General features: G+C 62.3%; 14 protein-coding genes. 8 read left to right on the plus strand and 6 right to left on the minus strand.

All coding sequences use genetic code 11. From position 1 onward, the window contains the following. Positions 1-458, plus strand: a 458-nt coding sequence (locus RLEG4DRAFT_RS41145; RefSeq protein WP_210161336.1) for a hypothetical protein, incomplete at its 5' end; no start/stop codon positions are given. 43 nt (positions 459-501) lie between these two features. Here the strand turns inward: RLEG4DRAFT_RS41145 and RLEG4DRAFT_RS26080 are convergent. The 3 genes from RLEG4DRAFT_RS26080 to RLEG4DRAFT_RS26090 form a co-directional block, all read right to left on the minus strand. Then, positions 502-969 (minus strand): SRPBCC family protein, encoded by a 468-nt coding sequence (locus RLEG4DRAFT_RS26080; RefSeq protein ID WP_003581277.1) that lies wholly within the window; start codon positions 967-969, stop codon positions 502-504. Between the two features lie 92 nt (positions 970-1,061). Continuing rightward, positions 1,062-2,315 carry an RNA polymerase sigma factor gene (locus tag RLEG4DRAFT_RS26085; RefSeq protein WP_003581278.1) on the minus strand — a complete coding sequence of 418 codons (1,254 nt, stop codon included), beginning with the start codon at positions 2,313-2,315 and terminating at the stop codon, positions 1,062-1,064. After that, positions 2,312-2,686 (minus strand): YciI family protein, encoded by a 375-nt coding sequence (locus tag RLEG4DRAFT_RS26090; protein ID WP_003581279.1) that lies wholly within the window; start codon positions 2,684-2,686, stop codon positions 2,312-2,314. The genes RLEG4DRAFT_RS26085 and RLEG4DRAFT_RS26090 overlap by 4 nt, the downstream gene beginning before the upstream one ends. Positions 2,687-2,899: 213 nt before the next feature. Here RLEG4DRAFT_RS26090 and RLEG4DRAFT_RS26095 point away from each other — a divergent pair, with 213 nt between their 5' ends. Together RLEG4DRAFT_RS26095 and RLEG4DRAFT_RS26100 are read left to right on the plus strand one after the other, a co-directional pair. Then, positions 2,900-3,160 (plus strand): type II toxin-antitoxin system ParD family antitoxin, encoded by a 261-nt coding sequence (locus RLEG4DRAFT_RS26095; RefSeq protein ID WP_003581280.1) that lies wholly within the window; start codon positions 2,900-2,902, stop codon positions 3,158-3,160. Further along, positions 3,153-3,443, plus strand: a complete 291-nt coding sequence (locus RLEG4DRAFT_RS26100; RefSeq protein ID WP_003581281.1) for a type II toxin-antitoxin system RelE/ParE family toxin — start codon at positions 3,153-3,155, stop codon at positions 3,441-3,443. Before RLEG4DRAFT_RS26095 ends, RLEG4DRAFT_RS26100 begins: the two co-directional genes overlap by 8 nt. A 105-nt stretch (positions 3,444-3,548) precedes the next feature. On the opposite strand, the gene glpK is transcribed toward RLEG4DRAFT_RS26100, so the two are convergent. After that, complete coding sequence (glpK, locus tag RLEG4DRAFT_RS26105) at positions 3,549-5,042, minus strand: glycerol kinase GlpK (protein WP_003581283.1); 1,494 nt, start codon at positions 5,040-5,042, stop codon at positions 3,549-3,551. Positions 5,043-5,200: 158 nt separating this feature from the next. On the opposite strand from glpK, the gene RLEG4DRAFT_RS26110 reads away from it, so the two are divergent. From RLEG4DRAFT_RS26110 to xdhC, 4 genes are all read left to right on the plus strand, one after another. Then, the gene (locus RLEG4DRAFT_RS26110; RefSeq protein WP_003581285.1) at positions 5,201-5,977 is read left to right on the plus strand and encodes a 3-hydroxybutyrate dehydrogenase; all 777 of its coding nucleotides are present in this window, start codon (positions 5,201-5,203) and stop codon (positions 5,975-5,977) included. A 28-nt stretch (positions 5,978-6,005) separates the two neighbouring features. Further along, positions 6,006-7,472, plus strand: a complete 1,467-nt coding sequence (gene xdhA, locus RLEG4DRAFT_RS26115; RefSeq protein ID WP_003581286.1) for a xanthine dehydrogenase small subunit — start codon at positions 6,006-6,008, stop codon at positions 7,470-7,472. A gap of 214 nt (positions 7,473-7,686) precedes the next feature. Next, on the plus strand, positions 7,687-10,026 hold the full coding sequence (gene xdhB / locus RLEG4DRAFT_RS26120; protein WP_003581287.1) for a xanthine dehydrogenase molybdopterin binding subunit: 2,340 nt from the start codon (positions 7,687-7,689) through the stop codon (positions 10,024-10,026). 264 nt (positions 10,027-10,290) lie between these two features. Then, complete coding sequence (xdhC, locus tag RLEG4DRAFT_RS26125) at positions 10,291-11,106, plus strand: xanthine dehydrogenase accessory protein XdhC (protein ID WP_003581288.1); 816 nt, start codon at positions 10,291-10,293, stop codon at positions 11,104-11,106. Here xdhC and RLEG4DRAFT_RS26130 read toward each other — a convergent pair. Beyond that, positions 11,082-11,285 carry a hypothetical protein gene (locus tag RLEG4DRAFT_RS26130; protein ID WP_003581289.1) on the minus strand — a complete coding sequence of 68 codons (204 nt, stop codon included), beginning with the start codon at positions 11,283-11,285 and terminating at the stop codon, positions 11,082-11,084. The two genes, xdhC and RLEG4DRAFT_RS26130, sit on opposite strands and share 25 nt — an antisense overlap. 101 nt (positions 11,286-11,386) lie before the next feature. Here RLEG4DRAFT_RS26130 and RLEG4DRAFT_RS26135 point away from each other — a divergent pair, with 101 nt between their 5' ends. After that, positions 11,387-12,283 (plus strand): LysR substrate-binding domain-containing protein, encoded by an 897-nt coding sequence (locus RLEG4DRAFT_RS26135; protein ID WP_003581290.1) that lies wholly within the window; start codon positions 11,387-11,389, stop codon positions 12,281-12,283. 24 nt (positions 12,284-12,307) lie between these two features. On the opposite strand, the gene RLEG4DRAFT_RS26140 is transcribed toward RLEG4DRAFT_RS26135, so the two are convergent. Continuing rightward, positions 12,308-12,640 carry a hypothetical protein gene (locus RLEG4DRAFT_RS26140; protein ID WP_003565666.1) on the minus strand — a complete coding sequence of 111 codons (333 nt, stop codon included), beginning with the start codon at positions 12,638-12,640 and terminating at the stop codon, positions 12,308-12,310. Positions 12,641-12,732: the final 92 nt, after the last annotated feature.

Here is a 12,732-nt window from a genome sequence, read left to right on the forward strand (position 1 = left end):
CACATTTTGCCGGTATCGATACCGGCGGCTTTCGTGATAATCTCAGCCATCCTTGTCGTCCCTGCCTTGCATACGAACCAGGTTGTTCCAGCAACCATTCGGGCCACGATGAGGAGCCGATCGCGATCCTGCTTCTCCCCAACCCAAAAGGTTCTGGTGGCTGCGATCCGACAATCGGCGCCTTTGGCCGGGCGGCCGCCCGGCCAAAGGCATCCCGCTTATACAACATCTCTTATGCAAGGTGGCCCGAAGGGTCGGATGAGGGGGCCGCACGGCATGCCCTATATGTTGCCCTTCGCTTGCGCTCAGCGCATTCGCAGCTTTGCCGCTCACCCCATCATCTGCCCTCGCCGGGCGATCCTAGCGCCGAACCGACCAGAACCACCAATTCGATTCCGAATCAACGACTTCGAAGCGCTGGCGGAATCATCTTCCAAGCCGCCTCACACTACACTTGAAGCCAGGGACGCCGCGCGGCCCTCGCCACGCCGCCCCCGCCGCTTACATCGTCGCCAGCAACTCCGCCAACTGATCGGCCGCCTTGCCCCAACCTTCGTGGAAGCCCATCTTCTCATGCGCTTCCTTATCCTCGGCGCGCCAGTGCAGCGCCTTGGCCGTATATTTCGTGCGACCATTGCCGAGGTCTTCGAGCAGGATCACGCCGGTGAAGAAAGGTTTTTCTGACGGCACCCAGGCGCTGGTATAGGCATCGGTGAAGACGATCTTCTCGTTCTCGATAATCTCAAGATAGACCCCTTGATTTGGGTACTGGTTGCCCTCGGGATCTTGCATGACGACGACGCTGGAGCCGCCAGGACGGACGTCGAGTTTGGCTTCGCTGACACCCCAGGGACGCGGCACGAACCACTGCTTCAGCAGATCAGGATCGGTCCATGCCTTGTAGATCTTCTCGCGCGGCGCATCGAATTCGCGAACGAGGACGAGTTCATGTTGCGTGCTGGCGGTCATTTCAACATCTCTCCATTTGGTGAAACCTGTTTTCGTGTCAGGTTGTTGCAAGGACGTGTCGAAGCTCGCCGTTCCGACAGCGCATCGATTTTTTATTTGGCGATCGCCGTCTCTTCCTGCAGCTTGTCGATCTGCCGGCGGATATGGGCTGCCTCAGCCGCCGAATGGGCGAGCGCGATGGCGCGGTCGAAGGCTTCACGCGCCTGGCGGGTCAAGCCGAGTTGCTTCAGCAGCCCGCCCCGCAGGCCATGATAGTAGAAATAGCCGCCGAGCTTTTCGCCGAGCGGGTCGATCAGATCGAGCGCGTCCTGGGGGCCGTGCAGCTTGGAAACCACGACGGCCCGATTAAGCGTTATCACTGGCGACGGCTGGAGGCGCTCCAGGGCGCGATAGAGCAGATCGATCTCGACCCAGTCGGTGTCTTCGGCGCGTTTTGCCCGAGAATGGATGGCGGCAATCGCCGCCTGAAGCTGATAGGGGCCGGGCCGGCGGTGTCGCAGCGCCTTGTCGAGCAGCGCCAAGGCCTCGTTGATAAAGGGCTGGTTCCATAGCGAGCGATCCTGATCTTCGAGCAGCACGATCTCGTCTTCGGCGCTGAAGCGCGCCGGCCGGCGCGAGATCTGCAAAAGCATCAGCGCAAGCAGCCCCATCAACTCCGGTTCCGACGGAAAGAGATGCAGCATCAGCCGCGCCAGCCGGATCGCCTCGTCGCTGAAGGCGGCCGCCTCATGCCTGGGATCGGCCTGGCTGTAGCCCTCGTTGAAGATCAGATAGATCATCGTGCTGACGATCGACAGACGTTCGGCCCGTTCCTCAGGGCTCGGCGTTTCGAAAGGCACGCCTGCCTTGGCAACGCGCGCCTTGGCCCGGGTGATACGCTGTTCCATGGCGCTTTCGGAGACCAGGAAGGCGCGGGCGATCTGCTGCACCGAAAGGCCTGAAACGATGCGCAGGGCCAGCGCAATCTGCTGGGTTGCCGGCAAATCCGGATGGCAGCAGATGAAGAGAAGCCGCAGGATATCGTCGCGATAGTGGGAATCGTCCAGCCGCTCGGCGATATCGCTTTCGGCATCCTCGGTATCGGAGATCGTATCCTCGTCCGGCAAGGCCTGGAGCTTTGCCCGCTTGCGCACCGCGTCGATGCCGCTGTTTCGTCCGACGAAAATGAGCCAGGCGGTGGGATCGCGCGGCGGCCCCTTCTCCGGCCATGTGCGGATCGCCCTTAGGCATGCCTCCTGAAACGCCTCTTCCGCGGTATCGAGATTGCGGAAATAGCGCAGCAGCGCACCAAGCGCCTTCGGGCGGGCCGAGGCCAGTGCAAGGTCGATCCAGGCAATGTCTGTCATGATGAAGCATCTCCCGGCCTGAAGACGTAGAACGGCCGAATTTCGTAAGAGGTGGAACCCGGATTGACGGATGAAAGCTGTTTCGAGAAGGCGACTGCCTCGTCGAGCGTTTCGAAGTCGACCACGTAGAAGCCGAGAAGCGCCTCTTTGGTTTCCGCAAAAGGCCCATCGATGACCAAAGGCTCGTCCTTGCCCTTGCGCACTGTGGTCGCAGCCGTCGTCGGCATTAGCCGGCCGACGGGGCCGAGTTTGCCGGATGCGGCAAGCGGCTCCTGCACGGCGTAGAGCTTCTCCATGACCGCAGCCTCCTCCTCCTTGCTCCAGGCGAAGACGGTTTCCTCATGGGCGTAACAAAGGATTGCATAAAGCATCGGGTCACTCCTCTTTCCGAATGACGAAGAAGTAACCGCTTAGCCGACAGGCCGCATCAAAAAATTATTGAAGGCAGGCGCCCTCACGCCCGAAGCAGAGTCGGATCGCGGGACACTATCTTTCCAATCTTCGCAGGTCGGGCAGGACCCATGGACGCACGCCCGAACTAAGAGAAATTGTTATTTCTTGTTAGCTGCGCTACAATTCAGGCCATGAGAACCCTGACCATATCGCTTTCCCCTCAACAGATCGCGCGTCTGCACGATGCGGTTGAGTCGGGGGCCTATGCCTCCAACAGTGAAGTCATTCGCGATGCGTTGCGCCTGTGGGAGCAGCGGGAGGAAGTCCGGCTGATAGAAATGGGCCGCCTCAAGAAGGCTTATGACGAGGGCATGGCGAGCGGCAAAGGCCGCGAGATCGACGCGGCAACGCTTTTGGCGGAGTTGAAGGCGGAAGCTCGTACGCGTGGCTAATCATATTCTTAGCCCCCGCGCCGAGGAAGATTTGCGCGATATCTGGCGCTCCATCGCGCCGGACAATGAGCAGGCCGCCGACGCCCTTCTCGTCCGGATTCTGGAAAAGGTGGAGCTTGCCGCCGAGCATCCTCACATCGGCTCTCCTCGCCCGGAACTCAGCCCGACGGCGCGGATTTTAATTGAAGGGCGCTATATCGCCATCTATGAACCTATGCCTTACGGCATCTTCGTCGTCGCCGTTATATACGGTGCCCGCGATGTTGAGAACTGGTTGAGCTGACCAGGGAAGCCCTGCCCCTTCGTGATCTTCCGGAGCTCGCCCACGCTCTGGCTGAAGAAATAGCCGAACACGACGCGGAAACGAGCAGGGGCCATATCGCGCTCCTCACCCCTCGCTCAGCGTCCGCCTGACCGCGTTCTTCCAGCCCTTGAGCTTTGCCGCCCGCAGCTTCTCCGCCATGTCGGGCTCGAACCGCCGATCCCGCTTCCAGGTTGCTGAAAAACCGTCCCGGTCCGGCCACACCCCTGCCCGGCTGCCGGCGAGCCAGGCAGCACCCAGCGCCGTTGTCTCCAGGATCACTGGACGGTCGACGGGGGCATCGAGCAGGTCGGCGAGGCGCTGCATCGTCCAGTCGGAGGCGACCATGCCGCCGTCGACGCGCAGCACCGTGTCCTCAGCGCCGTTCTTCCAGTCCTTCTGCATGGCGTCGAGCAGGTCGCGGGTCTGGTAGCAGACGGCTTCGAGTGCGGCGCGGGAGAATTCCGCCGGACCGCTGTTGCGCGTCAGCCCGAAGATCGCGCCGCGCGCCTTGGCATCCCAGTGCGGTGCACCGAGGCCGGTGAAGGCGGGCACGAGATAGATCTCCTGCGTCGGATCGGCCTTTTCGGCAAGTGCGTTGGTCTCGGCGGCGCTGCCGATAATACCGAGCCCGTCCCGCAGCCATTGTACCGCCGCGCCGGCGATGAAGATCGACCCCTCCAGTGCATAGGTCGTCTCGCCGTTCAGGCGATAGGCGATGGTGGTCAGCAGCCGGTTTTTGGAACGCACCATATCTGCGCCGGTGTTGAGCAGCGCGAAACAGCCGGTGCCGTAGGTCGATTTCAGCATGCCCGGTGCAAAACAGGCCTGGCCGATGGTCGCCGCCTGCTGATCGCCGGCAACGCCGAGGATCGGGATCGCAGCACCGAAAATCTCAGGATCGACGGTGCCGAAGTCGGCGGCGCAATCCTTGACCACCGGCAGCATGGCGGCGGGCACTCTGAGAATATCGAGCAGATCCTCGTCCCAGGCATTATAGGCGATATTGTACATCAGCGTGCGCGAGGCATTGGTTGCGTCGGTGACGAAGCTCTTGCCGCCTGTCAGCCGCCAGATCAGGAAAGTGTCAATCGTGCCGAAGCAGAGATCACCCCTGGCGGCGCGTGCCTTGGCACCCTTTACGTTGGCGAGCATCCAGGAAAGCTTCGTGCCGGAAAAATAGGGATCGAGGAGCAGGCCGGTCTTCTTGGTGAAAACCCGTTCGAGATCCTGCCGTTTCAGATTATCGCAATAACTTGCGGTGCGCCGGTCCTGCCAGACGATGGCATTCTGGATCGGCCGGCCGGTCTCCCGCTCCCAGACGACGACCGTCTCACGCTGGTTGGTGATGCCGAGCGCCGAAATATCCTTGGCCGTAACGCCAGCATCGCGCAGCGCCATCTGGACAGTAGAGACGACCGAATCCCAGATTTCCTCGGGATCGTGCTCGACCCAGCCGGAGCGCGGATAGATCTGGGTGAATTCCTTCTGGCCCTTACCGACGACATGCATATCGCCATCGAAGACGATCGCCCGTGTCGACGTCGTCCCCTGATCGATGGCCAGAACATATCCGCTCATGAAATCTCTCTCCCAAGCACGTTGATTATTGTGACAAATCAATAGGACACGGATGCGGGCGAGAAAAGCGAATAAAGCGGAATTGCCAGCCTGGCGGCTTTGGGCATAACCTCGCCACAACGTTGCAACGCAGCATCGCAATGTCAGGAGAAAACAGCATGAGCAGAACAGTCGTCGTTACCGGTTCCACCAGCGGCATCGGCCTTGCGATCGCCACGGCCTTTGCCGAAACCGGCGACAACGTCGTCATCAACGGCTTCGGAAATGCCGATGAAATCAAGGCGATCGTCGCGCACCTTGAATCAGTGTCGAAAGGCCGGGCGATCTATCATCCGGCCGACATGACGAAACCCGCCGAGATCGCCGACCTGATCGAGACAGCAGCAAAGACCTTCGGCACCGTCGATGTCCTGGTCAATAATGCCGGCATCCAGCATGTCGAAAAGATCGAGGATTTCCCGGTCGAGAAATGGGACCAGATCATCGCGATCAATCTGTCCAGTTCCTTTCACACCATGCGCGCTACAATCCCGCTGATGAAGGCGAGGAACCACGGCCGCATCATCAACATCGCCTCGGCCCACGGCCTCGTCGCCTCCCCGTTCAAATCCGCCTATGTCGCGGCAAAACATGGTATATTAGGCCTGACGAAGACGGCAGCGCTGGAGCTTGCCGAATTCGGTGTGACGGTGAACGCCATCTGCCCCGGCTATGTGCTGACGCCGCTCGTCGAGAAGCAGATACCGGACACGGCCAAGGCGCGCGGCATGACCGAGGAGCAGGTGAAGAGCGAGGTCATCCTCAAGGCGCAGCCGACTCGTGAATTTGTCAAGGCCGAGGAGATCGGCGCATTGTCGCTCTACCTCGCCAGCGACGCGGCCCGCCAGGTGACCGGAACGCACATCTCGATTGACGGTGGCTGGACGGCGGCTTAACCATTTGGAAAAAACAACCGGGAATATCATGAACGACAGCATCCGCTTCATCCTGAATGGCGAAGACATCACACTGACCGATGTCGGACCGACCGAGACGCTTCTCGATTTTCTGCGGTTGAATCGACGGCTGACGGGCACCAAGGAAGGATGCGCGGAAGGCGATTGCGGCGCCTGTACCGTGCTCGTCGGCCGGTTGGTGGACGGCAAGCTCGCTTATGAATCCGTCAATGCCTGCATTCGTTTCATCGGCTCGCTGCACGCCACCCATGTGGTGACGGTCGAGCATCTGGCCGGCCGCGACGGCGCGCTGCATACGGTACAGCAGGCGCTGGTCGATTGCCACGGCTCGCAATGCGGCTTCTGCACCCCAGGCTTCGTCATGTCGCTCTATGGCCTGTGGCTCACGAAAGAAAAGCCCGGCCGCCGCGAAATCGAAAAGGCGCTACAAGGCAATCTCTGTCGCTGCACCGGCTACGAGCCGATCGTCAAGGCCGCCGAGCAGGTGAGCTTGATGCGGCCAAGCGCGCTGTTCGACCCGCTGGAGCGGACGCGTTCGGAAATCGTCGCCCGACTCTGGGCAATGCAGGCAAGCGGCACTATCAGAATTGCCAATGGCGAGGACCGGCTGATCGTGCCGGCTTCGGTCCACGCGCTGGCAGAGGTCCTGTCGCAGGAGCCCGAGGCGATCGTCGTCGCCGGCGCGACGGATGTCGGCCTCTGGGTGACGAAACAGATGCGCCGGCTGAGCCCGGTGGTCTTCATCAATCATTTGAGCGAATTGCAGTCGATTGGGGAAAACGAGGACGGCATCACCATCGGCGCCGGCGTCAGCTACACCAGAGCCTTCGCAGCCATCGCCAGGAAAATCCCGGCGCTCGGACGGCTGATCGACCGCATCGGCGGCGAGCAGGTGCGCAACATGGGCACGATCGGCGGCAACATCGCCAACGGCTCGCCGATCGGCGACAGCCCGCCGCCGCTGATCGCCCTCGGCGCGACGCTGACGCTGCGCTCCCTGTCAGGCCAGCGCCGAATGCCGCTCGAGGATTTCTTCGTCGCCTACGGCAAACAGGATCGCCTGCCCGGCGAATTCGTCGAAAGCGTCTTCGTGCCTTATCCCAAGGAAACCAGCCGCTTTGCCGCCTACAAGATCACCAAGCGCCGCGACGAGGACATCACCGCCGTGCTCGGCGCCTTCCTGCTGACGCTCGACGAGGCCGAGATGATCAGCGACATCCGCATCGCTTTCGGCGGCATGGCGGCGACCCCGAAACGCGCCCGCGCGGTCGAGGCCGAACTGATCGGCAAACCATGGACGGAAGCGACGATCGAGGCCGCCCGTCCGGCCTTCGACACCGATTTTCAACCGCTCACCGATTGGCGCGCCACAGCCGAATACCGCCAGCTGACGGCAAAGAACCTGTTGACGCGATTCTATCTGGAAACGGTGGGTGCCCCGGCGGAACTGAAGCGGTTCGAGGAGGTGGCGTGATGGGGAAATCAGCCGTTGGAGCTAGCCGCCCCCCTCATCCGGCTGCCGCCACCTTCTCCCCGCTGGGGAGAAGAGACAAGGTGCAGCGTCTCGACTCCCTCTTCTCCCCAGCGGGGAGAAGGTGCCCGATAGGGCGGATGAGGGGGGCGAGCGGCACTGAGCCGCGAGCGCCCGGAGCGTCTGCGACGGGCAATCTTCCGGCAGGGAGACACTAATGGACAAGTCCACCTTCGAAGACCGCAAGGTCGTCATCTCAGGCCCGATACACGGCTCGCTGCGTCATGACTCAGCGCATAAACACGTCACCGGAAGTGCCGATTATATCGACGATATTCCAGAACCCGCCGGCCTGCTGCACGGCGCGCTCGGCCTCTCCGATCGGGCGCATGCCGAAATCACCGGCATCGATCTCTCCGCGGTCGCCGCCTATCCCGGCGTTGTCTGGGTTTTCACCGGCAAGGACGTGCCCGGCGTCAACGACACCAGTTCCAACGGCAGCCATGATGAGCCGCTGCTTGCCGAAACTTTAGTGCAGTTTCACGGCCAGCCGATCTTTGCCGTCATCGCCGAAACGCGCGATGCCGCCCGCCGCGCAGCCCGGCTGGCGAAGATCGATTATCGCGATCTGCCACATTGGAGCGATATCAACGGCGCGCTCGCCAACGGCAGCCCGCTAGTCATCACCCCGATGACGCTCCAGCGCGGCGAGCCGGAAGCGGAAATGCCGAATTCGGCCATGCGTCTGAAGGGGCAGATGCGCATCGGCGGACAAGAGCATTTCTACCTAGAAGGCCATATCGCCGTGGCCATCCCCGGCGAAGACGACGAGGTCACCGTCTGGTCCTCGACGCAGCATCCGAGCGAGATCCAGCACATCGTCGGCCATGTGCTCGATATCCCTTCGAACGCGGTCACCGTCAATGTACGCCGTATGGGCGGCGGCTTCGGCGGCAAGGAGACGCAGGGCAACCAGTTCGCAGCGCTGGCGGCGATCGCCGCCAAGAAGCTCGGCCGCGCCATCAAATTCCGTCCCGACCGCGACGAGGATATGAGCGCCACCGGCAAGCGCCACGATTTTCTCGTCGATTACGAGGTCGGTTTCGATGCCGAAGGCCGCATCCATGCGGTCGACGCAACTTACGCGGCGCGCTGCGGCTTCTCCTCGGACCTCTCGGGACCGGTGACCGACCGCGCCCTCTTCCATGCCGATTCCAGCTATTTCTACCCGCATGTGCATCTGCAGTCGAAACCGCTGAAGACGCACACCGTATCCAATACCGCCTTCCGCGGCTTCGGCGGGCCGCAGGGCATGCTCGGCGCCGAGCGCGTGATCGAGGAGATCGCCTATGCCCTTGGCAAGGATCCGCTCGATATCCGCAAGCTGAATTTCTACGGCCAGCCGGGCTCCGGGCGCACGCTCACGCCCTATCACCAGGAGGTCGAGGACAATATCATTGCCCGCGTGGTCGAGGAGCTCGAAGAAACGGCCGAATACCGGGCGCGGCGCAATGCCATCATCGCCTTTAACCGCGACAGCCGCTATATCAGAAAGGGCATTGCGCTGACGCCGGTCAAATTCGGCATCTCCTTCACCATGACCGCCTTCAACCAGGCCGGCGCCCTCGTCCATATCTACCAGGACGGTTCGATCCACCTGAATCATGGCGGCACCGAAATGGGCCAGGGCCTCTATACCAAGGTGGCGCAGGTGCTGGCCGACAGCTTCCAGGTCGATATCGACAGGGTGAAGATCACCGCAACGACGACGGCCAAAGTGCCGAACACCTCGGCCACCGCCGCATCCTCCGGCTCCGACCTCAACGGCATGGCCGCCTACGACGCCGCCCGGCAAATCAAGGAACGGCTCACGGCCTTTGCCGCCGAGAAATGGGAGGTTGCTCCGTCCGACGTCGTCTTTCTGCCGAACCGCGTGCGCGTCGGCGAGATCGAGATCCCCTTCGCCGATTTCATCAAGCAGGCCTATTTCGCCCGCGTCCAGCTATCCGCCGCCGGCTTCTACAAGACGCCGAAGATCCACTGGGACCGCAAGGCCGGCCGCGGCACGCCCTTCTATTATTTCGCCTATGGCGCCGCCTGCACCGAGGTCTCGATCGATACGCTGACCGGCGAATATCTGATCGACCGCACCGACATCCTCCACGATGTCGGCCGCTCGCTGAACCCGGCCATCGACCTCGGCCAGGTCGAGGGCGCCTTCGTCCAAGGCATGGGCTGGCTGACGACCGAAGAACTCTGGTGGGACGACAAAGGCCGGCTGCGCACCCACGCGCCGTCGACCTACAAGATCCCGCTCGCTTCCGACCGCCCGAAGATCTTCAACGTGCGCCTCGCCGAATGGTCGGAAAACACGGAGGCCACCATCGGCCGCTCGAAGGCCGTCGGCGAACCCCCCTTCATGCTGGCGATCTCGGTGCTCGAAGCCCTCTCGATGGCGGTGGCAAGCGTCGCCGACTACAAGGTCTGCCCAAGGCTCGACGCCCCGGCGACGCCGGAGCGGGTGCTGATGGCGGTGGAGCGGATGAAGCGGGTGTAGGATGAGAGGGCGTCCGGCGGGTTTGTTGCTTGAGCGGGACCGGCAGAGTGGACAGCACCCCCCTCTGTCCTGCCGGACATCTCCCCCGCAAGGGGGGAGATCCGATGGAATTGACGGCTTCCCCAAACAACGCAGGCGCTGCTCCTCCAACAGGGCGGAGAGGAAGCTCTGGTCCAACCTCTTGTCGATCTCCCCCCTTGTGGGGGAGATGTCCGGCAGGACAGAGGGGGGTGCCACAACCGCCTACCCATCGGTCGATCTGTAATGACCAACCTCCCCACATTCCTCGCCGCCCACCCCGATAGCATCCTCGTCGACATCACCGGCACCCACGGCTCCACCCCGCGCGAGGCCGGCGCCTTCATGCTCGTCTCCCCGACCGCGCTGTGGGGCACGATCGGCGGCGGGCAGTTCGAATTCATGGCCATCCACAATGCCCGGGAGATGCTTGGAGGCGCCGGCGGCGCGACCACCATGGATATCCCGCTCGGCCCCGAGATCGGCCAATGCTGCGGCGGGCGCACGCAATTGCGGTTTCGCCAACTGACGCAGGCATTGAAAGACGAGCTCGAGGCAAAGCTTGCCGGCGAGATCGAGCATCTGCCCGAAGTGCTACTCTTCGGCGCCGGCCATGTCGGCCGAGCGCTGGCGACGGCCCTTGCGCCGCTGCCGCTGTCTGTGACGGTCGTCGAAACCCGGCAGGAGGAACTCGCCAATCTTCCGGCGCAAACGAAGACCCGGCTTGTGCCGATGCCGGAAGCCCTGGTCAAGGATATTCCGGCCGGCGGCGCCGTCGTCATCCTCACCCATGACCATGCGCTGGATTTCCTCATCGCCCGCGAGGCGCTTCAGAGAACCGATCTCGCCTACACCGGCATGATCGGCTCGGCGACCAAGCGTGCCACACTGGCAAGCTGGCTTTCGCGCGAAGGCGGCGGCGAGCGCAGTTGGATGGAACGACTGACGCTGCCGATCGGCGGCTCGGCGGTCAGGGACAAGCGCCCTGAGGTGATCGCCGCCATGACCGCCGCCGAGATCCTGACGGCGCTTGGCGCCTACCGCATGCGGTCGTCCTCATAATACGGATCGCGCCCGTCGAGGAAACCGAGATCGCGCTTGATGCGATCGGGTGCTGCGTCGAGATCGAGCCGGGGCAGACGGCAGAAACGATCAAAGCGGCCGACCAGCCAGCCGGCAGCCCGACGGAAAATCCCGATATTCGACTGCGAACGGCGCTCTTCGATAGCATAGCAATCCATGACATCACCTCGATAGATTGATGGTATGAGTTGCAGTGTGCCGTCAAAAATGCTGCAATTCCAATCGAACGACCGTCTGCCTGCATCAAGAGAACTTATCCATGAAACTCTCGAAACAGTTTCCACTGAATGCGTTGCGCGTCTTCGAGGCGGCCGCCCGGCTCGGCAGTTTCACCAAGGCGGGCGACGAACTCGGCATGACGCAGACCGCCGTCAGCTACCAGATCAAGCTGCTGGAGGAGAATGTCGGCGAGCCGCTCTTCCTGCGTCGGCCCCGCCAGATCGCACTGACCGACACCGGCGAGCGGCTGGCGCCGAAGGTGACCGAGGCCTTCGCCATGCTGCATGACGCGATGGCGACGGCGCGCGACAGCGTCGAAGGCACGCTCGCCATCAGCTCGACCCATACCTTTGCCTCGAAGTGGCTGGCGCCGCGCCTCGGCTCCTTCCATTTGAAGCATCCGGCGATCGCAGTGCGCTTTCAGGCGACCTCCGACATCATCGACTTCTCCCGCGAGCAGATCGATGTCGGCATCCGCTGGGGTGACGGCAACTGGCCGGGGCTGACGCTGCACCGGCTGATGGGGCTGGAGTTCACCCCGATGTTGAGCCCGAAACTGGCGGAATCGGCCGGCGGCATCAAGGAGCCGCGCGACCTCTTGAAGTTCGACCTCTTCGACGCCGGCGACATCTGGTGGAAACAATGGTTCGAGGCAGCCGGCGTCACCGAGACGGATCTCGATCGCCGCCCGCGCAACCAGCTCGGCTCGCAGGCGGTGGAAGCCGATGCGGCGATGTCAGGACATGGCGTCGCCATCCTCAACCCGGCCTTCTATGCAGCCGAGATCGCGCTCGGCCGGCTCTACCAGCCCTTCGAGCTGACCCGCAGCGACGGCAAGGCCTACTGGCTTGCCTATCCCGAAAATCGCCGCAACGTGCCCAAGATCAAGGCCTTCCGCAACTGGATCCTCGAAGAGATGAAGGCGGCCGAAAACTGAAGCACCTGATGCATGTGCATGGCCTCAATACCCCATCTCCGGTGCATAGAAACAGCGCGGCGTATCCTCGTTCGGGAACAGGCAGAGATGATAGTCATTGTCGCCGGATTGCATCGCCTTCGTCATCGGCAGCAGGAAGACATGAGCATGCGTGACCAGCCGGTGATCGCCCGGCAGCAGGGTTACGCGATATCCACCCGGCGTCACCGCCACGCTTTTCGAAGGGATCATCTGGCAGTCGCCGTTATGACTGTCGCCGTTGCAACAATAGGGGTCATAACTCCATCCCGAGGGTGCGTCGTGGGCCGTCGCCAGCGACGCATACGCAATCATCACACACGTCAGAATGCTGCGCATGGGCATCTTCTCCGTCGATGAATGCGCCGCCGATGATCTAACGGTTCTTATTTATTCCGGCGGCCTTAAACATAACTGTAATCGAGTCATCA

It is taken from the genome of Rhizobium leguminosarum bv. trifolii WSM2297, assembly GCF_000271845.1.